General features: G+C 69.9%; 23 protein-coding genes. 9 read left to right on the forward strand and 14 right to left on the reverse strand.

Annotated features, from left to right (window positions below; all coding sequences use genetic code 11):
• The first annotated feature begins 63 nt into the window (after nt 1-63).
• The gene (locus AC07NX_RS13655; protein ID WP_494642440.1) at nt 64-627 is read left to right on the forward strand and encodes a DUF1003 domain-containing protein; all 564 of its coding nucleotides are present in this window, start codon (nt 64-66) and stop codon (nt 625-627) included.
• On the opposite strand, the gene AC07NX_RS13660 is transcribed toward AC07NX_RS13655, so the two are convergent.
• Both AC07NX_RS13660 and AC07NX_RS13665 read right to left on the reverse strand, forming a co-directional pair.
• Nucleotides 587-1,096 carry a DUF6196 family protein gene (locus AC07NX_RS13660; protein WP_494642442.1) on the reverse strand — a complete coding sequence of 170 codons (510 nt, stop codon included), beginning with the start codon at nt 1,094-1,096 and terminating at the stop codon, nt 587-589. The genes AC07NX_RS13655 and AC07NX_RS13660 overlap by 41 nt on opposite strands.
• Before the next feature lie 39 nt (nt 1,097-1,135).
• A complete protein-coding gene (locus tag AC07NX_RS13665) occupies nt 1,136-2,110 on the reverse strand; it encodes a GlxA family transcriptional regulator (protein ID WP_494642443.1) in 975 nt (324 codons plus the stop codon).
• A 95-nt stretch (nt 2,111-2,205) separates the two neighbouring features.
• Here AC07NX_RS13665 and AC07NX_RS13670 point away from each other — a divergent pair, with 95 nt between their 5' ends.
• The 3 genes from AC07NX_RS13670 to AC07NX_RS13680 all read left to right on the forward strand — a co-directional run bounded on the left by AC07NX_RS13670 (nt 2,206) and on the right by AC07NX_RS13680 (nt 3,902).
• The gene (locus AC07NX_RS13670; protein WP_494642445.1) at nt 2,206-2,904 is read left to right on the forward strand and encodes a DJ-1/PfpI family protein; all 699 of its coding nucleotides are present in this window, start codon (nt 2,206-2,208) and stop codon (nt 2,902-2,904) included.
• Between the two features lie 38 nt (nt 2,905-2,942).
• Nucleotides 2,943-3,353 carry a hypothetical protein gene (locus AC07NX_RS13675; RefSeq protein WP_494642447.1) on the forward strand — a complete coding sequence of 137 codons (411 nt, stop codon included), beginning with the start codon at nt 2,943-2,945 and terminating at the stop codon, nt 3,351-3,353.
• A gap of 87 nt (nt 3,354-3,440) precedes the next feature.
• Nucleotides 3,441-3,902 (forward strand): DUF2147 domain-containing protein, encoded by a 462-nt coding sequence (locus tag AC07NX_RS13680; RefSeq protein ID WP_494642449.1) that lies wholly within the window; start codon nt 3,441-3,443, stop codon nt 3,900-3,902.
• 141 nt (nt 3,903-4,043) lie between these two features.
• Here AC07NX_RS13680 and AC07NX_RS13685 read toward each other — a convergent pair whose 3' ends face one another.
• Entirely contained in the window at nt 4,044-4,781 is a 738-nt protein-coding gene (locus tag AC07NX_RS13685) for a glutathione S-transferase (protein ID WP_494642451.1), read from the reverse strand.
• A 50-nt stretch (nt 4,782-4,831) separates the two neighbouring features.
• Nucleotides 4,832-5,605 (reverse strand): 4,5-DOPA-extradiol-dioxygenase, encoded by a 774-nt coding sequence (ygiD, locus tag AC07NX_RS13690; protein ID WP_494642452.1) that lies wholly within the window; start codon nt 5,603-5,605, stop codon nt 4,832-4,834.
• A gap of 134 nt (nt 5,606-5,739) precedes the next feature.
• Between ygiD and AC07NX_RS13695 the strand changes: the two genes are divergently transcribed.
• Both AC07NX_RS13695 and AC07NX_RS13700 read left to right on the forward strand, forming a co-directional pair.
• Nucleotides 5,740-6,087: a gamma-glutamylcyclotransferase family protein gene (locus AC07NX_RS13695; RefSeq protein WP_494642453.1), complete on the forward strand. Its 348-nt coding sequence runs from the start codon at nt 5,740-5,742 to the stop codon at nt 6,085-6,087.
• A 158-nt stretch (nt 6,088-6,245) separates the two neighbouring features.
• Nucleotides 6,246-7,370 carry an acyltransferase family protein gene (locus AC07NX_RS13700; RefSeq protein ID WP_494642497.1) on the forward strand — a complete coding sequence of 375 codons (1,125 nt, stop codon included), beginning with the start codon at nt 6,246-6,248 and terminating at the stop codon, nt 7,368-7,370.
• Between the two features lie 13 nt (nt 7,371-7,383).
• Here AC07NX_RS13700 and AC07NX_RS13705 read toward each other — a convergent pair whose 3' ends face one another.
• The 9 genes from AC07NX_RS13705 to AC07NX_RS13745 all read right to left on the reverse strand — a co-directional run bounded on the left by AC07NX_RS13705 (nt 7,384) and on the right by AC07NX_RS13745 (nt 16,383).
• A complete protein-coding gene (locus tag AC07NX_RS13705; RefSeq protein ID WP_494642455.1) occupies nt 7,384-7,857 on the reverse strand; it encodes a hypothetical protein in 474 nt (157 codons plus the stop codon).
• Nucleotides 7,854-8,447, reverse strand: a complete 594-nt coding sequence (locus tag AC07NX_RS13710; RefSeq protein ID WP_494642456.1) for a response regulator — start codon at nt 8,445-8,447, stop codon at nt 7,854-7,856. The genes AC07NX_RS13705 and AC07NX_RS13710 overlap by 4 nt, the downstream gene beginning before the upstream one ends.
• Nucleotides 8,448-8,567: 120 nt before the next feature.
• Entirely contained in the window at nt 8,568-9,242 is a 675-nt protein-coding gene (locus AC07NX_RS13715; RefSeq protein ID WP_494642457.1) for a DUF4328 domain-containing protein, read from the reverse strand.
• Between the two features lie 67 nt (nt 9,243-9,309).
• Complete coding sequence (gene nadC, locus AC07NX_RS13720) at nt 9,310-10,110, reverse strand: carboxylating nicotinate-nucleotide diphosphorylase (RefSeq protein ID WP_494642498.1); 801 nt, start codon at nt 10,108-10,110, stop codon at nt 9,310-9,312.
• A gap of 47 nt (nt 10,111-10,157) precedes the next feature.
• On the reverse strand, nt 10,158-10,796 hold the full coding sequence (locus AC07NX_RS13725; protein WP_494642459.1) for a Uma2 family endonuclease: 639 nt from the start codon (nt 10,794-10,796) through the stop codon (nt 10,158-10,160).
• Nucleotides 10,797-10,825: 29 nt separating this feature from the next.
• A complete protein-coding gene (locus AC07NX_RS13730; protein ID WP_494642460.1) occupies nt 10,826-12,349 on the reverse strand; it encodes an L-aspartate oxidase in 1,524 nt (507 codons plus the stop codon).
• Nucleotides 12,346-12,663 (reverse strand): hypothetical protein, encoded by a 318-nt coding sequence (locus AC07NX_RS13735; RefSeq protein ID WP_494642462.1) that lies wholly within the window; start codon nt 12,661-12,663, stop codon nt 12,346-12,348. The genes AC07NX_RS13730 and AC07NX_RS13735 overlap by 4 nt, the downstream gene beginning before the upstream one ends.
• Nucleotides 12,663-13,760, reverse strand: a complete 1,098-nt coding sequence (gene nadA / locus AC07NX_RS13740; protein WP_494642463.1) for a quinolinate synthase NadA — start codon at nt 13,758-13,760, stop codon at nt 12,663-12,665. The genes AC07NX_RS13735 and nadA overlap by 1 nt, the downstream gene beginning before the upstream one ends.
• 205 nt (nt 13,761-13,965) lie before the next feature.
• Complete coding sequence (locus tag AC07NX_RS13745) at nt 13,966-16,383, reverse strand: hybrid sensor histidine kinase/response regulator (RefSeq protein WP_494642465.1); 2,418 nt, start codon at nt 16,381-16,383, stop codon at nt 13,966-13,968.
• 74 nt (nt 16,384-16,457) lie between these two features.
• On the opposite strand from AC07NX_RS13745, the gene AC07NX_RS13750 reads away from it, so the two are divergent.
• Both AC07NX_RS13750 and AC07NX_RS13755 read left to right on the forward strand, forming a co-directional pair.
• The gene (locus AC07NX_RS13750) at nt 16,458-16,937 is read left to right on the forward strand and encodes a Dps family protein (RefSeq protein ID WP_494642466.1); all 480 of its coding nucleotides are present in this window, start codon (nt 16,458-16,460) and stop codon (nt 16,935-16,937) included.
• A 22-nt stretch (nt 16,938-16,959) separates the two neighbouring features.
• Nucleotides 16,960-18,195 (forward strand): cell wall hydrolase, encoded by a 1,236-nt coding sequence (locus AC07NX_RS13755; RefSeq protein WP_494642468.1) that lies wholly within the window; start codon nt 16,960-16,962, stop codon nt 18,193-18,195.
• Nucleotides 18,196-18,245: 50 nt separating this feature from the next.
• On the opposite strand, the gene trxB is transcribed toward AC07NX_RS13755, so the two are convergent.
• Nucleotides 18,246-19,253 (reverse strand): thioredoxin-disulfide reductase, encoded by a 1,008-nt coding sequence (gene trxB / locus AC07NX_RS13760; protein WP_494642470.1) that lies wholly within the window; start codon nt 19,251-19,253, stop codon nt 18,246-18,248.
• A gap of 68 nt (nt 19,254-19,321) precedes the next feature.
• On the opposite strand from trxB, the gene AC07NX_RS13765 reads away from it, so the two are divergent.
• Nucleotides 19,322-19,696, forward strand: coding sequence for a hypothetical protein (locus AC07NX_RS13765; RefSeq protein WP_494642471.1), 375 nt, complete (start codon nt 19,322-19,324; stop codon nt 19,694-19,696).
• The last annotated feature ends 60 nt before the right edge of the window (nt 19,697-19,756 follow it).

A 19,756-nucleotide genomic window follows, 5' to 3' on the forward strand; every position in this document is an offset into this window, starting at 1 on the left:
CCCAAGACTTCCTCCGGCCTTTGGAAGACATATCTTTTACAAACCTTCACGGACGAGCCGCCCATGACCCCCGACCAACGCCTCGACCAGCTGTCGCGCGACCTGCTGGCCACGCCCTATGGCGATCTGACGGCGGTTCAGAAGAGCGTCATCGACCTGATCGCCGCCGAGGCTCCGACGGGGCTCAACAAGGCGCTTCTGGTGGACGACCGAACCTTCTGGGACCGGCTGGCCGACCGCGTCGCGGCGATCGGCGGCTCCTGGGCCTTCATCGGCGGCTTCTGCGCCTGCCTGGCGCTGTGGATCGCGCTGAACGTCGGGCTGAAGCCCTTCCACCTGTCGTTCGATCCCTATCCGTTCATCTTCCTCAACCTGATCCTGTCGACCGTGGCCGCGATCCAGGCGCCGGTGATCATGATGAGCCAGAACCGCCAGGCCACGAAGGACCGACTGAACGCCGAGCACGACTATGTGGTCAACCTGCGCGCCGAGCTGGAGATCATGCGCCTGCACGACAAGCTGGACGCCCTGCGCGAGACCGAGATGGTTCAGATCCTGCGCTGCAACACCGAGACGCTGGAGATCCTCAAGGCCCAGGTGGCGCGGATGGCGGCGGAGCGGGGCTAGGCGGGGGAGCAGTCGCGGACCGGGCTGATTTATCCGGGCTCCCCGCGACAAGTCGTTCGACCTCGGCGATGACCTCCGCCGCCAGGGCGATGGGCACGCCCCAATAGTCGAAGATGCCGCCGTCCTTCCGGTTCTGCCCGCAGGTGACGAACAGACCGGTCCCGAACCGCTGCTTCAGCCGGCTGGCCAGCCAGCCGACAAAGCCGCTATTGTCCGCGCCAGCCGGAAAATGGACGCGGAACAGGCCAAAGCGCTCTTCGGTCGGGTCGTCGCAGGGCACGAGCTGGCTCCAGACCATGTCGTCGCGAACCAGAGCCAGGGCGTCGGCGCGGACCGCCTTTGGGAATTCGGCCAACGGAAACTCCAGGAAGGCGTAGCCGCCCTCATAGGTCTGCAGCCGTGCCTGGGAGGTCACGGCGAGCAGGCGACGTTCGGTTTGTTCGTGGGTTTCGTGCGAGATGCTGACCATCATCGGCTCCGGTGACTTCAAGATAGCCTAGCTTGGCCGTCAGGACGGGCCAGGGCTCGTCTCAAGCGCGGGGCGTATCGACCGCGCCGTCCGCCGCAGCGCCTGGGGCGGCTGCCCGAACGCCCGCAGGAAGGCTCGGCGCATGCGTTCCGGGTCGCCGAAGCCGGTCTCCAGGGCCACGTCTTCGACCTGCAGGGGCTGGCTGTCGAGCAGGGCGCGGGCGGCCTCGACGCGCAGGCGCTCGACCGCCTTGGCCGGGGTGGTCCCCGTCTCGACGGCGAACAGCCGGGCGAAGTTGCGCGGGCTCATCGCCGCCTGCTGGGCCAGCTGGTCGACGGTCAGGGGCAGGGCCAGGTTCTCGCGCGCCCAGGCCAGCAGGTCGTCGAACCGTCCGCCCTGCATCTCCAGCAAGGCCGAGAACTGCGACTGGCCGCCTGGGCGGCGATGATAGACCACCAACTGCTGGGCGACGCCGCGGGCGATGTCTTCGCCCAGGTCCGCGCCGATCATCGCCAGGGCCATGTCGATGCCGGCGGTGATGCCGGCCGAGCTCCATAGCGGCCCGTCCTGGACGAAGATCCGGTCGGGCTCCAGCCGCACGGCCGGATAGCGCCGCTGGAAGTCCTTCGAGCGCCGCCAGTGCGTCGTCGCCCGTCGGCCGTCCAGCAGGCCGGCCGCGGCCAGGACATAGGTCCCCGAACAGACGCTGGCCGTGCGGCGGGCGGTGTGGAACGTCGCGCGGGCGAAGGCCAGGGTCGCCTCGCAGATCGCCGGGGACCGCGTGCCCTCGCCGCCGGAGACGATCAGGGTGTCCAGCGGCGGCGCGTCGTCGAAGGTCTCCGCATACATCGCCGCCCCGGACGAGCTGGCCACTCTCCCTGGCGCGCGGGCCAGGACATGCAGGCGATAGGCGCCGGGCGCGAACCGGTCGGCGATCTCGAACGCCGCGATCGGCCCCGCCGCGTCCAGCAACTGGAAGTCCGGGAAGATCAGAAAACCGATGTCGCGGACCATGGCGCTGTCTTTCGGTTTGGCGGATTTCGAGGGAACTATGTCATTTGTGCCGGACGCTAGGCGAGCGATGCTCCGGCGTCAACAGGAGGGCTCCCATGCCGAAACCACCGCCGTTCCACATCGTCTTCGCCCTGTTTCCCGATGTCACCCACCTGGACTTCACCGGTCCGCACCAGATCCTCAGCCGCCTGCCCGGCGCCCAGGTGGTGATCGCCAGCGAGGCGGGCGGCGAGATCGAGGCCGAGGGCTTGGTGTTCAGCCGGGTGGCGCGGCTGGCCGACATCGAGCGCTGCGACCTGCTGTGCGTGCCCGGCGGCTTCGGCGTGACCCAGGCGATGGCCGATGAAGCCTTTCTGGCCCAGCTGCGACGGCTGGCGGCCGGCGCGCGCTACGTGACCTCGGTCTGCACGGGCTCGCTGCTGCTGGGCGCGGCCGGGTTGCTGCAGGGCAAGCGTGCGGCCTGTCACTGGGCCTGGCGCGACCAGCTGGCGTTGTTCGGCGCGACGCCCGACCCGGCCCGGGTGGCGCGCGACGGCAATGTCTTCACCGGCGGCGGCGTGACGGCCGGCATCGACTTCGCCCTGACCGTCGTGGCCGAGATCGCCGGCGACGAGACCGCCCAGGCCATCCAGCTGGCGGTGGAATACGCCCCCGACCCGCCGTTCCACGCCGGCCGCCCCGAGACCGCTCCGCCGGCCGTGCTGGAGCGCGTCCAGGGGATCTACGGCCGCGGCATGGACGAGCGCTGGGCGGCGGCGCGCAAGGCGGGCGCGGCGCTGGCGCGGGGCGCCTAGAGGTTGCGGAACGACCGGCCCACGGTCATGCTCGATCCATGGCGGGGACCAGCGAGCGGAAATCCGAGAAGGGCGACGTCGCGCGCTTCGTCGCAGTGCTGGCCGGCGTGTTCGCGGCGGCGCTGCTGATCGCCAACTGGCAAGGGATCGCGCTGATCGTCGCGATCCTGACCGCCGAACATCGTCCGGCGCTGCTGAAGGACGCCGAGTGGGACGTGCCCGCCTCGGCCGCGCGCTTCCATCACCGGTTCCCCGCCGGGACGCCGGAACGCGATCTGACGGCCTGGCTGGAGAAGAACCGCTTCGCCGTGGACGCGCGCGCCAGGACGGCCGACAGGCAGGTCAACGGCCTGCCCTGCAACGAGGCTGTCAAGGTGGACTGGTCGGTCGACGCGGCGGGCCGGCTGACCCGGGTCGACGCCGTCGTGTCGCAAACCGCCTGCCTTTAGCGGGGGCTTGGGCCTCCCGGCCGGACCGCCCAGACTTGATCCGGACACGAACCTGCCCCACAAAGCTCTCAAGCGGAGAGATCGTGAATGCGTCGGATCAAGTCGTTTCTCGTCGGGCTGACCGCCGCCGCTGGTCTGGCGGCTGGCCTGGCGGCCGTTTCGCCCGCCTCGGCCCAGGACGTGCCGTTCACCTACGGCGTCTGGCGCAATCCCAAGAACAGCGTCCATGTCGAGATCAAGCCCTGTGGCGGCGGCCGCGCCTGCGGCGTCGTGGTCTGGGCCAATGACGAGGCCAAGGCCGACGCCAAGAAGGGCGGCACGCCCGAGCTGGTCGGCCTGCAGCTGCTGCGCGATTTCCAGCTGCAGAAGAACGGCAGCTGGAAGGGCAAGGTGTTCGTGCCCGACCTCAACATGAACTTCAACGGCACGGCCGACTTCCCCGACGCCACCACCATGAAGGCCAAGGGCTGCCTGATCGGCGGCTTCCTGTGCAAGTCGCAGACCTGGCGGCGGGTGGACATGGCGGCGCGGACGACGCCGTCGAGCTAGGGCCTGTTCTGGTTCCTGTTGTCATCCCGGAAAGCGCGCAGCGCTTGTCCGGGACCCAGGTGAACCGCAAGCCTCTGCGAGGCTTCCGGGATGACAACGGATTTGGATTTTGAGCGCTCCCCGCTCTTGAACTGATAGACCCTAGGCCGGATCCAGCTCCGGATAGCGCCGGAAGATCCCCTCGGTGCTGAAGGGGATCCGGCGGGGCGACGTCAGGTAGGCGGCGATGTTCGGCCGCTTCGCCACCGCGTCGCGCACGGCGATCACCCGGCCCAGCCCGGGCTCCAGGCGCTTCATCGCGCGGGGAAAGGCGTAGCGCAGGCCCTCCACCGCCTGGAACAGCGACAGGTCGGCATAGGTCAGGGCCTGGCCCGTCAGCCATCCGCCCCCATTTCTGATCTTTGGCGGCGCCCGCGCCAGCACCGTCTCGAACCAGCCCAGGTACTTCTTCATCCGCCCGGTGCGGAACTCCTTGGCCCGGCGGGCGGCCTCGTCCTTCTGGTCCTCGTAATAGAGGCCCATGCCCACCGGATGGTGGACGTCGTGGGCCTCGGCCACCAGGTCGGCGATCGTCAGCTGCAGCTGGTTGACCCACAGCCGCCCGCCCTCGTCGCGCGGCGCGAGGCCGTGGCGCAGGCCCAGGTGCAGCAGGATGTTGGCCGTCTGGCCGATCAGCAGGTCGCCGTCGACCAGGTAGGGCGGAGCGAAGGGCGGATGGTCGTGGCCCGTCATGTCGGCCATCAGGGCGTCTTGGCCGCCGCCGGCGTCGGGATCGCCGCGCCCCACGTCGACATAGGCCGCGCCGGCCTCCTCCAGCGCCAGGCGCACGAACTCGCCGCGTCCCTGGATCGTGGGCCAGTAATGCAGTTGGTAGGTCATGCGGGGGAGAACAGGCGGGCGGGCGAAAGGATGCGTGGGCCCTGTCCGATCTACCCCACCCGCACGCTCGTCATCGAGACCGCCGCGAACACCGCGTCGGTGAAGAACGACACCGGCTCGCCCGGCGTCTGGGCGCCCAGAACGTAGAGCAGAGGCAGGTAGTGCTCGGCGCTGTTGATCGCCGCGTCGGCATCGGGTCCCAGGCTCCGCCAGTCGATCAGCGGGTCGTGGTCCCCGGCCGCGATCAGGGCCTTGGCCCGATCGTTGAAGCGCGGGGCCCAGTCGGGAGTCTCGCCGGTGCGGAAGTTGACGGCCCGCAGGTTGTGGACGATGTCGCCGCTGCCGACGATCAGCACGCCCTCGTCGCGCAGGGCGGCCAGGCGCTTGCCGGCCTCGTAGTGCCATCGGTCGGGGCGGCCGCGGTCCAGGGAGAGCTGCACCACCGGCACGTCGGCATGAGGATACATCGGCCGCAGCACGCCCCACGCCCCGTGGTCCAGGCCCCGGGTCGGGTGCTGGACGACCGGATCGGGCGACAGCAGCTGCGCCACCCGGTTGGCCAGGGCCGGATCGCCGGGGGCGTCGTAGCGCACGTCGAACAGGGCCTGGGGAAAGCCGCCGAAGTCATGGATGGTCTCGGGGCGCTCGGCCGCGCTGACCGCGCTGGCGCCGCGCGTCTCCCAGTGAGCGCTGACCATCAGCACGGCCTTCGGACGCGGCAGCTCGGCCCCCAGCGCCGCCCAGGCGCGGCTCCAGGCGTTGTCCTCGATGGCGTTCATCGGCGAGCCGTGGCCGAGGAACAGGACGGGCAGGCGGGCGGGCATCGAGAGCGGCTCCAATCTGATACTTTCATGGTTACAGATAAGCCTGCGCCGACGTGATGCAATATCGGCGTCGACCGCTGGCCCGCTCGTCGTCGATCGGTTAGCTGTCGGATCGAGCGAACTTGGAGGTTCCCATGTCGATCGCCGCGGAGACGCGCCTGGCGACCTACGGCACTCTCGCGCCCGGCAGACCCAACCACCACCAGCTCGCCGCCCTCAGCGGCCAATGGAGCCGGGGGAGGGTGCGCGGCAAGCTCGTCGAGGCCGGCTGGGGGGCGTCGCTGGGCTATCCCGGGCTGGTCCTGGACCAGGATGGCGCGGAACTGGACGTCCAGCTGTTCCAGTCCGACGACCTGCCGGAACACTGGTCTCGCCTGGACGCCTTCGAGGGCGATGGCTACCGGCGCGTGATCGCCTCGGTTCTGACGGCCGACGGCGAGATCGACGCGTGCATCTACGTCCTCGCGGAGACCAGGGCCTGATCGGATCTGTCGCCATTGGGCGACAGTCCGGCGTTCGCGTCGTCTGGTCTCGCTGATGCGCGCGGCGCGTGCTTTCCCCTCGGGCCGGGCTTTGTTAAGGCGGATGGATCGTGAACGCTTCCGCCCTCCCTCCCCAGTCGCCGCAAGCCGCCGAGGCCATGCCGGTCGCGGATGCGCCGGCCGGACGGCGTCCCTCCCGGATCGCCACGCGCGGCGGCGCGCTGGACCTGCTGCGGCTGCTCGCCTCGCTGCTGATCGTCATCTACCATTTCGGGGCCGAGGGCCCGATGCGCATCGAGCGTTTCGGCCAGGTGTTCTCGCGCGGCTTCCTGGCCACGGATTTCTTCCTGATGCTGTCGGGCTACGTGCTGGGCCGGGCCTATGGCGCCTCGACCTTGACCGGACGGATCAGTCACGGCCGCTTCTGGGTGCGCCGGGTGGGCCGGGTCTGGCCGGGACACCTGATCGTGCTGGCCATGATGGCCGTGCTGGTGCTGGTGCTGAACGCCCTGGGCACCGACGCCCACAAGCCTTCGCGCTTCGCCTGGGACCAGCTTCCGGTCCAGGCCCTGCTGGTCCACGCCTGGGGCTTCAACAGCGACGGCTGGAACCTGCCCAGCTGGTCGCTGTCGGCCCTGATCGTCTGCTACGCGGTGTTTCCCTGGCTGTGGCGCGCCGTCGACAAGGTGCGGCGTCCGTGGGTCCTGCCGCTGATCGGCGCCCTGGCCTTCGCCGCCTGCGAGGTGGTGGCGCGGATCGTGTTCGACCATGCCCTGTCGGACCTGCAGTTCCGCTTCGGCGTCGTGCGGGCCTTGCCGCTGTTCATCCTGGGCGTCTGCCTGGCGCGGGCGGTCGAGATGGACTGGCCGTCGGAGAAGGCCGCCAAGGCCCTGCTGGCCGGCGGCGTCCTGCTGCTGGCGCTCATGCAGCCGCTGGACCGCTACGCCCTGCCCGACGAGGTGATCTTCGACGTGCCCTGCCTGGCCGCCATCGCCGCCATCGTGCTGGGCGCGGGCCGGCTGCCGGTGCGCCATCCCAGGGCCTGGATCGAGGAGGGGGCCAAGCTGTCGTTCGCCCTGTTCATCACCCACATCTTCGTGGGCGTGATCTATTGGAGCGCGGTGCACAAGCTGATCGAGACCGTGCCGATCGGCATCGGCTGGCAGTGGCTGATGTGGCTGGCCTCGTTCCCGATCGCCATGGGCGCGGCGTGGCTGTTCCACACCTATATTGACCAGCCGCTGCAGGACCGCCTGGCGCCGTGGCTGCGGGGCAGGCGGTAGGCTCCGCGCCGCGTCAGTCCTGTCCCTTGCCCTCGCCGCGGCGCTTTTCCAGCACGCTGGCCAGGCCTTGCAGGATGGGGGCGTGGAGCGCGGGATTGTCGGGCGCGCGGTGCAGCAGCTTGATCGAGGCGACATGCACCTTGACCCCGGCCAGGGCCGAAGGGGTCAGACCGTCGGCCTCGTCGAGTAGGTCGCACAGCGAGCGTGCGGCGACCTGGACGGCCTTGTTGCGCTCGGCGCCGCTGAGGCTGACGATGTCGCTGGACCGGGCGTACAGCGCCTCGATCCGGGCCGCGTCATCCAGGTCCGAAGCGAGCAAGCCGTCCAGCGCGGCGATATAGGCGTCGATGCCGGTCAGCGACGGCTCGCGCAGGGTCTCCATCGTGGCGTCGGCGCGCTTGAGCGCCTCGGCCACGTACATGCCGCCCTTCTCGGTCATCAACTGACCCAGGCGCGATTTCATGCGACTCTTTTTGACTTCGCTCATGCGATCGACCTCATCGGCTTGATGAGGGCGTCCAGCTCGTCCTGGGACATGTTCTGCCCCCCGACCTCGCCCAGTTCGATGGACTTGTCGTCGCGGCGCCGGCCGTCCGGGAACTCCACGGGCGGGCCCTGGTTGCGCCAGCGACGGTCGGGCCCGGCATAGGCTTCGCATTCGATGAACAGCCGGTCGCCCTTGGCGACCCAGAGGATGCGCTCCAGCATGACGGCCGGGGACACCGGCTTGGCGATGATGAAATTGGCGCCGCAGTCACGGGCCTTCTCGACCTGGTCGCGGCGGGTGTGGGAGGTGACGACGATCACGGGCGTGTGGCGATGGGCCTCGTCAGCCTCGCGGCGCAGCCATCGCGTCAGGTCGTAGCCGTCCAGGGTCGGCAGGGTGTCGTTGGTCAGGATCAGGTCGAAGGCCTGGTATCTCAGCTCGTCCTGGGCTTCCGGGCCGGTGGCCTTGCGCACGACATTCCGCAGCCCGAAGCTGGTCAGCACGCCGACGATGATGTCGAGCGACTGTGGATTGTCGTCGACGATCAACGCCCGAGCCTTGTCGAGATTGATGTACTGACTTGGCTGCAAGGCCCGCCACGCTCCCGTTGTCCCGCAACGCGACGGGCGCCTCAACCTATGCCTGAACGCGGTTAAGAAAGCGCTGCCGCAACGGGGCCTGGGGCGCCGTGTCGCGGCGCCCGCGGTCGGTCAGTCGAAGGCCTTCGTGCTCAGGGCGTCGGACTGCTGGGCGCTTAGGCGGCGAACGATGCGGATCAGGACCAGGCAAAGCGCGATCCACAGGGTGTCGCTGACCAGGTCCAGGCCCGAGGTGAACAGCGCCGTGCCGACCGCCTTGGCGCGCAGCTGCAGGCGGAAGCTGGCGTTGTCGAGCGTCGAGGTGACGATCCACAGGCCCCACCACCAGCGCAGGATCGGCGGCGTGTCCTGCGCGCGCCAGGACGACGGCGAAAGGCTGACGCACCAGGCGTCGTTCAGGGCCTGGAACGGCTTGTAGAGGTTGGCGAAGGGCACGAAGTACCAGCCGATCGACCAGGGCGGCGACACGTTCAGGTCGCTGGCCAGGGTGTGGCTGTTCATGGTGACGCGGTAGATCCATTTCAGCGTCAGGAAGCTGCTGACCAGCATGGTCGTCACCAGGCCAAGACCGGTCAGGGCGGAGACCAGGTCGGCCGTTTCCATGCCGGGCAGGGTTTCGGACATCGACACCGGCGTATCGGACGGGAAGCGCGACAGGCCGCTAAGCTGGAGAACGTCGGCGATGATGTTGAGGGCCGACGCGGCCAGCCGCACGTACAGCCACAGCACGACCACGCGGCCCAGCGCGCGCGGATCGCGCGCGACATACGTCTTTGTCTTCGCCATGCCCGCCCCTAAAGCCCCGCCTTGCGTCTAGCGACGTTCGGGCGATCCGACAACGGGCGCGCTGGGTTCAGACCGCGTCCAGGCCGATGTCCATGACCAGAGCCGAGTGGGTCAGGGCGCCGACGCTGATCACCTCGACCCCGGTCTCGGCGATGGCCCGTACGGTCGTCAGGTTGACGCCGCCCGAGGCCTCCAGAACGGCCCGGCCCTTGGCCAGGGCGACGGCGGTCTTCAGGTCGTCGAGGCTGAAATTGTCGAGCATGACCACGTCGGGGCCGTGCTTCAGCGCGTCCTCCAGCTGGTCGAGCCCATCGACCTCCACCTCGACCTTGACCAGGTGGCCGGCGAAGGCGCGGGCCCGGCGGACGGCCTCGCCCACCCCGCCGCAAGCGGCGACGTGGTTGTCCTTGATCAGGATGGCGTCGTCCAGGCCGAAGCGGTGGTTGATCCCGCCGCCGCAGCGCACGGCGTACTTCTCCAGGGCCCGCAGGCCGGGCGTGGTCTTGCGGGTGTCGACGATGGTCGCCCCCGTGCCCTCGACCAGGCGGACATAGGCGCGGGTCAGGGTGGCGATGCCCGACAGCTTGCCCAGCAGGTTCAGCCCCGTGCGCTCGGCGGCCAGAACGGCGCGGGCGTCGCCCTCGGCCCGGGCCAGGATCGCGCCGGGCGCTGCGTCGGCGCCGTCGGGGGTGACGACCTCGAACGACGCCGTGGGGTCCAGGGCGGCCAGGGCCAGGCGGGCGCAGGACAGGCCGGCCACCCGGCCGTCCTGGCGCGCGGCCCAGACCACCGACAGCCTCGCGTCGGGGTCGATGCAGGCCTGGGCGGTGATGTCGCCGGCCCGGCCCAGGTCCTCGGCCAGGGCCATGTCGATGATCGGGCGGACCAGCAGGTCGGGCAGGGGGGAAAGCAAGGTCAAAACAGGTCCGACAGAGGAATGTGAAAGTCCGGTGCGAAAAGCGGCGAGACGCTGGCGTCGCCGTCGAAGGCCTCGGTCGAGGTCCATGTCCCGTCCGGCCGCGGGGCACGGAAGATGGTCACGCGACGCGCCTTGGGTTCGACCACCCAGTATTCCGGCACGCCGGCCAGGGCGTAAAGACGGCTCTTCTCGTTGAGATCGTAGCGACGGGTCGCGATCGAGACCTCGACCGCCAGCACGGCTTGCTCGGCCTGGGCGAATTTTTCGGAAGCGCCGGCGTTGATGACGAGCACGTCGGGCAGGGGGGCGTTGTGAGGGTCGATGCGCAAGGTGGAGCCCGCGAGCACCTTGAACTCTTGAACCGCCAGGACGGCCTGCGTGGCGTTCTTGATGGCGACGCCGACATTGATGCTGACTTCGCCATGATCCGCTGAGGCCGGCGCCATCTGGATGATCTTCCCCTCGATCAGTTCGAAGCGCCCCGCGACACCCTCGAAGACTCCGGCTTCTTCCATCCGTTCGAACTGGTCGAAGTCGAACAGGAAATCCCGGCGCCCCAGCTCATCGACCCATGGCGCGTCGAAGTCCCAAGCGAAGTCGCCGCGCTCCTCGAAGCCTGGGTTCGTCGCCGTCATGGTCACGTCTCCGTTCCCGTTATGTGCCGCTATTCCGCGGCATAGCGCAAGCCGGCTTCGGGGGGAGGCAAGGTGACGAAGGTCCGCTCCGGCAGGGCCGTGGCGGGGAAGTCGGCGCGGAAGTGGCCCCCCCGGCTTTCCCGGCGGGCCAGGGCGGCGCGGGCGATCAGCTGGGCGGCGACCAGGGTAGGGGCGGGACCGTGGGCCGCCTCCAGGGCGTCCAGCACCGCGACCAGGCGGGCCAGGCCGTCGGCGTCGCGGATCACCCCGGCGTCGCGGCTCATGGCCTGGCGAAGGGTCTGGAGGGCGGCGTCCGGCAGGTCGGGGGCGGGCTGGGCGGCCAGCGGTTCGCCGCCCGGCGTCAGGTCGCGAGCGGCCCGGCCGGCCCGGGCCCCGAACACCGCCGCTTCCAGAAGGCTGTTGGAGGCCAGGCGGTTGGCGCCGTGCACGCCCGTGCTGGCGCACTCCCCAGCGGCCAGCAGGCCGTCCAGGCTGGTGCGGCCGTCCAGGTCGGTGGCCACGCCGCCCATGTGGTAGTGCACGGCCGGGGTCACCGGGATCGGCTGGACGCGCGGGTCGATCCCGGCGCTCGCGCAGGCGGCGAACACGGCCGGGAACTCCTGTGGGAAGTGGGCGCCGACGGCCGCCGTGGCGTCGAGGAAGGCGCCGCGCCCCGCCGCGCGCTCGGCGTGGATGGCCCGGGCCACCACGTCGCGCGGGGCCAGTTCCCGGGCCGGGTGGTAGTCGGCCATGAAGGCGCGGCCGTCTGCATTGCGCAGGATCGCCCCCTCGCCGCGCAGGGCCTCGGTGGCCAGGGGGGCGGGGTCGCGGCCGATGTCGATGGCCGTGGGGTGGAACTGCACGAACTCCGGATCGGCGATCTCGGCGCCGGCCAGGGCGGCCAGGCCCAGGCCTTCGCCGCGCACCTCGGCGGGCGTGGTGGTCACGGCGTAGAGACCGCCCACCCCGCCCGTGGCCAGGATCACCGCGGGGGCGAGAATCTCGATCAGGACGCCGTCGATCTCGGCGATCAGCCCGACCACGCGGCCGGTCGCGTCCTGGAGCAGCCGTCGGGCGCGGGCGTGCTCGCGGATCTCGATGGTCGGCGCGGCGCGGACGGCGGCGATGACCGCGGCCATGATCGCCGCCCCGGCCCCGTCGCCGCCGACCCGGGCGACCCGGGCCTTGGCGTGGGCGGCTTCCAGGCTGAGCACGAAACCGCCGTCGGTCTTGCGGTCGAAGGGGGCGCCCAGCGCGGCCAAGGCGCGGACAGCGGCGGGGCCTTCGGTGGTCAGCAACTCGACCGCCGCCGGGTCGCACAGGCCCGCGCCGGCCGCGCGGGTGTCGGCGGCGTGCAGGGCCGGGGCGTCCTCGTCCGACAGGGCCGCGGCCATGCCGCCCTGGGCCCAGGCGCTGGAGCAGCCGGTGGCCAAGGGCGTGGGCGACAGCACCAGGGCCTTGCCGCCGGCTTGCGTCGCGGCAAGAGCGGCGGTCAGCCCCGCCAGGCCCGCCCCGAGGATCACGGGGCCGTCGAAGGTGATGCGGTCGGTCATGCGTTTGCCGCCCTATTCAGAAGCGCCAGGACATACGACGTATGGAAGGACAGCCCTCGCAGCTCTTTGCGTGGCGTCAAACCCCTTGAATACTGATCCCAGACGCCCCCGAGTTTGCTGCAGGTCCGATTTGAAATTCGACGAGGCTTTTCGCTGCCATCGGCGATGAGAAACAGATGGTCGTCGTGCAACTCGGTGACGGTGAACCAAACATCTAAATCGCCCTTCTTCGCCGACCAGGTTTGCAATCTTTCACCGACTTTCGCGTCGGCGCGCACAAGAGCCCAGGCGTTCTCTCTTGTGATGGCAACCATCAGATCAGCTCCACATCCACGTGGTGCTGGGCCTTCACCAGGTCGTACCGCGCCGGAACCAGCGGCGGCGGCAAGTCGATCATCCGCTGAACGGCCAGTCGGGCGCGCAGGGCGACGGCCGGGTCTACCGTCACCTCGTACTGGTCGTGGACCAGGGCGTCGTGGATGTTCCGCAGGCTGATCCGCTTCATGTGCGGGCACAGGTTGCAGGGGCCGATGAACTGGGTGCCCGGGCTTTCGGCCTGGACGTTGGAGGCCATCGAGCATTCGGTGATCAGCACCACCTGCTTGGGCTTCCTCAGCGCCACATAGTCGTTCATCGCCGCAGTCGAGCCGGCGAAGTCGGCGGCCTCCAGGATCTCGGCCGGACACTCGGGGTGGGCCAGGATCTCGGCTTCGGGCCAGGCGAAGCGCATGTCGGCGATGTCCTGGGCGGTGAAGCGCTCGTGCACCTCGCAGCGGCCGGCCCAGGCGATGATCTTCACCGCCGTCTGGCGGGCGACGTTGCGGGCCAGGAACTCGTCGGGGATCAGGATCACCTTGTCGACGCCCCATTCGCGCGCGGCCCACTCCACCACCTGCACGGCGTTGGCGCTGGTGCAGCAGATGTCGGTCTCGGCCTTCACATCGGCGGTGGTGTTGACATAGGTGACCACCGGCACGCCCGGGTGGCGCTGCTTGATCAGCCGCACGTCGGCGCCGGTGATCGAGGAGGCCAGGCTGCAGCCGGCCCGCAGGTCGGGGATCAGCACGCGCTTGTCGGGGGCCAGCACCTTGCTGGTCTCGGCCATGAAGTGCACGCCGGCCTGGACGATCACGGCGGCGTCGCACTTGGCCGCCTCGCGGGCCAGGGCAAGGCTGTCGCCGACGAAGTCGCCGACGCCGTGGAAGATCTCGGGCGTCATGTAGTTATGGGCCAGGATGACGGCGTTCTTCTCGCGCTTCAGCCGGTTGATCTCGGCGATCAGCGGCGCGTGGGTTCGCCATTCCAGAGGCGTCACGTGATGCTTGACCTTGTCCCACATCGCCGCGGTCTGGGCTTCGATGTCGGGCGTGAAGGGCAAGGACCCCAGGGTAGGCGCGAAACCGTCAGCCATGTGAACCTCACTTATGCTCAAACTGAGCATTTCAAGGGCCTCAAAAAACGCCGGAAACGGAGGGTTCCCCGCCTCGGCGTCGCCCCTTATGCTGAAATTGAGCAAAAGGGATGGATCACATATAGACCTTCTGGGACGGCTTGCAAAGAGAGGGCGTGAAAATCCGTGTTCGGCGCGAAAGGGACGAGGGCGAGGCCAGCGCCTCCTACCCCTTCGCCTTGCCGCCCTTCCTCGCCGCCTTGACCGGCACGTGCCGGTCCCAGGCGTCCGCCATCGCCTGGGCCAGGGCGTCCAGGGCGTAGGGCTTGCGCAGCAGGGGCCATGGCGTCTCGTGGGCTCGGACCAGTTCCTGGCCGGTGTAGCCCGAGCTGAGCAGGATCGGCAGTTCCGGCCGCTCGTGCGACAGGGTGACGGCCAGATCCACCCCGCTCTTGCCGCCCGGCATGATCACGTCGGTGATCACCAGGGCCAGGGTCGGGTCGGCGCGGGCGATGGCCAGGGCCTCGTCGGCGTTGGCGGCGCGGCTGACCATGTGGCCCAGCTCGTCGATCATCGCCGCGATCAGGTCGCCGACCTCGGCGTCGTCCTCGACCAGCAGCACGTGCGAGGTGGCGCGGGTGGCCGGCGGCTGGACCGCCAGCACCTCGATCGGCGAGAAGGCCTCGCGCACCGGCAGCATCATGGCCACGGTCGTGCCCGCGCCCAGCTCGGATTCGATGCTGACTTCGCCGCCGCTCTGGCGGACGAAGCCGTAGACCTGCGACAGGCCCAGGCCCGTGCCCTTGCCGACCGGCTTGGTGGTGTAGAAGGGCTCGAAGGCCCGCTCCAGGGTCTGGGCGTCCATGCCCGCGCCGGTGTCGCGCACGGCCACGCGCAGATAGCGGCCGGCGGGCAGCTCGCCCTGGGGCTCCGCCAGGTCGACGCCCTGCGAGGCGACCGTGATCCGGCCGCCGGCCGGGGTGGCGTCGCGGGCGTTGACCACCAGGTTCAGCAGGGCGGCCTCGAACTGGCCGGAGTCGGTCAGGGTGGTGCGGCCGCCGGCCTTCAGGTCCAGGGCCAGATCGACGCCTTCCCCGACCGCGCGGCGCAGCAGGCTCTCGCTCTCGGCGATCATCGCGTCGATCCGGCAGATCTCGGGATTCAGCGGCTGGCGGCGGGCGAAGGCCAGCAGGTGCTGGGTCAACTTCTCGCCGCGCCGGGCCGCCGACTGCGCCGCGTTCAGCATGCGCTCGCGCCGCTTGTCGTCCTCGGGATTGCGCTGCAGCACGTCCAACGCGCCGATGATCACGGTGAGCAGGTTGTTGAAGTCGTGGGCGACCCCGCCGGTCAGCTGGCCGATCGCCTCCAGCTTCTGCGACTGGGTCAGGGCGGCCTGGGCCGCGTCGCGCTCGGCCAGGGCCTCCTGCACCCGATCGGCCAGCAGCTCGTTCAGGCCTGTCAGCTTGGCCTCGGCCTCCTTGGCCTCGGTGACGTCGAAGGCGATGCCGATGAAGCCGATGAACTCGCCGCCCGGTCCCAGGCGCGGCTGCGAAAACGACTTGAGCCAGCGCATCTGGCCGTCGGCCCGGCGGTAGCGGCCTTGCAGGCTGAACGGCTTGCGCGAGGCCTCGCCGGCGATCTGGGCCTTGAGGATGGCCGGCAGGTCGTCGGCGTGCAGGCGCGAGCGCCAGTCCAGCACCAGGGCTTCGTCATAGGTCACGCCCGCGAAGTCGACATAGGCGGCGTTGACGAACACCCGCAGGCCGTCGTCGCCGCTGATCCACATCAGGGCCGGGGCGCTGTCGGCCAGGGCGCGGAAGCGGGCCTCGCTCTCGCGCAGGCTCTCCTCGGCCCGGCGGCGCTGGGTGACCTCGAAATTGACGCCCAGCATGCGCACGGCGCGGCCCGCGTCGTCGCGGATCACCTCGCCGCGGCCATGAATCCAGCGCTCGCCGTCGGGATGGCCGGCCAGCCGGTATTCGACCTCGTAGTGCCCGCCCTTCACCGCGTCGCGCAGCGTGGCCTGGACCCGGGCGCGGTCGTCGGGGTGGATCACCTCGACCAGCCGATCCAGGTCGAGCGGCCCCTCGAGCGGCAGGCCCAGGTTGCGGCGCGCGGTGATCGACAGATCCAGGACGTTGTTGCGGATGTCCCATTCCCACGGGCCGACCCCCGCCGAGGTCTGGGTGACCCGCAGGCGGGATTCGGCCTCGGACTGCCGTCGGCGCGCCTCGGCCAGCTTGAGGATGCTGGCGCGCAGGCCGGCGGCCACGGCGGTGGTGATCAGCGACGAGACCACGAACAGCACCAGGGTGGCGACCTGGCTGCGGTTCATGGCCTCGCCCCGGAAGCCGCCGAGCAGCCAGCCGGCGAAGATCACCCCGGCCGCGATCGGCGCCAGGCCCCACCGCCAGCCGGCATAGAGGGTGACCAGGATCATGGCGGGGAAGAAGGTCTGGGTCGCGCCGACGCCGGCGGTCAGGCCCAGCAGGGCGAGCCTCAGGCCGATCGCCGCCAGGATCGCCGCGGCCGTCACCAGGGCCGCCCGCCAGGCCGGCGGCGGGATCCCCGGGATGAGCCACGCGCTTATCGTGTCCGGCCAAGCGCGCCCACCAGCTTTTGCGTGGGGATCTTCAATCTTCATGGGACTCCAGGCGCATAACGGCTTGCTTGAAGCATGGACACGCTTACCTAGGACACGCAACACGGGAGATCATGATGGCCGCGAACCTGAACACCGGCTTCACCGCGAAACAACGCGCCGACGTCGTGGCCGGCCTCAACAAGGTCCTGGCGGACAGCTATGCGCTGTACCTGAAGACCCACGGCTATCACTGGAACGTGCGCGGGCCCAACTTCCAGGCGTTGCACGTGCTGCTGGAAGGCCAGTACACCGAGCAGTGGACGGCGCTGGACGCCATCGCCGAGCGCATCCGCGCCCTGGGCGAACTGGCCCCGATGGGCTACGGAGCGTTCGGCAACCTGTCCAGCATCAAGGACGGCGACGCCGAGAAGGAGTGGGAGGGCATGTTTCAGGAATTGCTGGCCGACAACGAGACGGTGATCGCCACCCTGCGCGGCGCCTTCGCGGCCGCCGACGACGCCGGCGACGAGGCCACCGCGGACCTCTACACCCAGCGCCTGGCCGCCCACGAGAAGCACGCCTGGATGATCCGCTCCACGCTCGGCGGAAAGTGATCGTCCTGGATCAGACGCGCCCGTGCTAGATCGGAACACGGCTCTCAAGGCCGCCGTGGCGCTCGTCGCCTTCGGCGGCCTTTCCGCGTGCGCCACCGGCCGCCTGCCGGCGGGCGCGGGGCGGACCAAGGCGGTGGCGGTCCTGGCGGGCAGCCTGTCCGACGCTGGCCTGGCCCGCTACGCCGCCGACATGGACCCGGCGATGCTGGCCCTGGCCAGGCGTCACGACCCCCGCCCGCACCAGGACTACTGGGGGCGCGTGAGGGGCTGGGAGCGGCTGGACCTGCACCGGATCCCGCGGCTGGGCGATCGCGAACCGGACTTCGAGGAAGCCCGGGTGATCAACGCCTACAAGGCGGCCGCGCCGCTGGCGATCGAGGCGGCCCGGCCGTTCGTGATCAGCGGCCCCGCCGCCGAACGGGACAAGGCCCTGCACTGCCTGACCCAGGCGGTCTACTTCGAGGCCGGCTTCGAGCCGCTGGCCGGGCAACGGGCGGTGGCCCAGACGGTGCTCAACCGGGTGCGCCACCCCGGCTATCCCAAGTCGATCTGCGGCGTGGTCTACGAGGGCGCGGCGCGCGGCACGGGTTGCCAGTTCAGCTTCACCTGCGACGGCTCACTGCAGCGGACGATCAGCCCGACCGTGTGGGACAACGCCCAGATCATCGCCAAGCGGGCCTTGGCCGGCTTCGTGATGAAGGATGTCGGCACGGCTACTCATTATCACGCCAACTACGTCTATCCGTATTGGGCGCCGACCCTGGTCAAGCTGAAGACCGTGGGGGCGCACGTCTTCTATCGCTGGACCGGGCCGTCCGGCCAGGTGGCGGCGTTCCGCGGTCGCTATTCGGCCCACGAGGACGTCTCGGCCGAGATCATGATGGGCGCTGACCCGCGCACCCTGGAAGCCGCGCCGGCCGACATCCTGGCCCAGACGCAGGCCGAGACCCTCGCGGCGGCCCAGATCATGGGCGTGGCGCCCGCGCCGACCGGCGAGTCCGCCAAGATCGTCGGCCCCGACGGGGTGGTCGAAATCCTGGCGCCGATCGCCGGCGACCCCGCCGGCGCGATGCGCGGCGGACGCCGCCTGCCGACGCCCGAGGAGATCGAGCGGATCAACAAGACGCTGGGCGCGCTGGAGGTGCCGGTGGTCGACACGACGGCAAAGCCAGTCGAAGTCGCTCCGCCGCCCGCGCCGGAACCGCCCAAGCCCAAGCCGAGGGCCCGGCCGCCCAGCCTGGTCAATCCGCTGAACTGAGGGTGTTCAGGATCCTTCTCCCGCAAGGGGGAGAAGGATCACCACAAACCCTACCAGACCCCGATCTTCTCGGCCTCGTGGTGGCTGATGGGGTGGTGGGCCTTCTTGTGGTCTTCCTCGGCCAGGAAGCGCACGGCTTCCAGGGCGGCCATGCAGCCCATGCCGGCGGCGGTGACGGCCTGGCGGTAGATGTCGTCGGTGACGTCGCCCGCCGCGTAGACGCCGGCCACGGCGGTCGAGGTCGTGCCCGGCTTGACGCTCAGATAGCCGCCGGCGTGGGTTTCCAGCTGGTCCTTGAACAGCTCCGACGACGGGGCGTGGCCGATGGCGATGAACACGCCGTCGCAGGGGACGGTCTGGGTCTCGCCGGTCTTGACGTTCTTCAGCCGCACGCCGGTGACGCCCATCGGATTGGTGTCGCCCAGCACCTCGTCGATGGCGCTGTCCCAGATCACCGCGATCTTGGGATGGGCCAGCAGGCGTTCCTGCAGGATCATCTCGGCCCGCAGCTCGTCCTTGCGGTGGACCAGGGTGACCTTGCTGGCGAAGCTGGTCAGGAACAGGGCCTCTTCCACGGCGGTGTTGCCGCCGCCCACCACCACGACCTCCTTGTTGCGATAGAAGAAGCCGTCGCAGGTGGCGCAGGCGCTGACGCCGAAGCCCTGGAACCTGGCCTCGCTCTCCAGGCCCAGCCACTTGGCCTGGGCGCCGGTGGCGATGATCAGGGTCTCGGCGAACCATTCCTGGCCGCTGTCGGTGGTGATGTGGAACGGACGCTTGGAAAGGTCGGCCGACAGCACGATGTCGCTGACGAACTCGGTGCCCACGTGCTCGGCCTGGGCCTTCATCTGGTCCATCAGCCAGGGACCCTGGATGACGTCGGCGAAGCCGGGATAGTTCTCGACGTCGGTGGTGATGGTCAGCTGGCCGCCCGGCTGGATGCCGGCGATCAGCACGGGCTTCAGCAGCGCGCGGGCGGCGTAGATGGCGGCGGTGTAGCCGGCGGGACCCGATCCGATGATCAGGCAGCGGGTGTGGCGGGGTTCGGGAGTCGACATAGGCGCAGATATAGGGCCGATTCCGTTTCGGCGCGACGGGGCGGCGCGGATTCTGGGGGATCGAGGCGATGATCGGGTTCAAGGGAGCGCCGACGGGGATCCTCGTCGGCCTGGCGTTCGCGGGCTTGGCCTGGTTCATCACCGGCATGGCCAGCGCGGCCCTGATCTTCGGCGTGGTGTTCGGCGGCGTGATCTATGCCGTCACGCGATATCGGGTGCTGTACGGCAAGCCGGCCGTCGACGGGGGCGGGGGCTCCAGCGATGGCGACGACGATACGACCTGGAGCCACGACAGCTCCTCTTCCACCTGGATGTCGAGCACTTCGAGCGACCCGACCCCGTCCGACGACGCCTGCGCCGACAGCGGGTCGGACAGCAGCTCGGACGACGGCGGAAGCTGCGACAGCGGCGGCGACAGCGGGGGTGGCGGTGGCGGAGATTGATGGCCGCGGCGATTGACGCCTCGTCCACCAATTCAGGGTTAATATGGGCCAAAGCACCAC

The sequence above is a fragment of the Caulobacter sp. GW821-FHT09A05 genome (assembly GCF_059418465.1).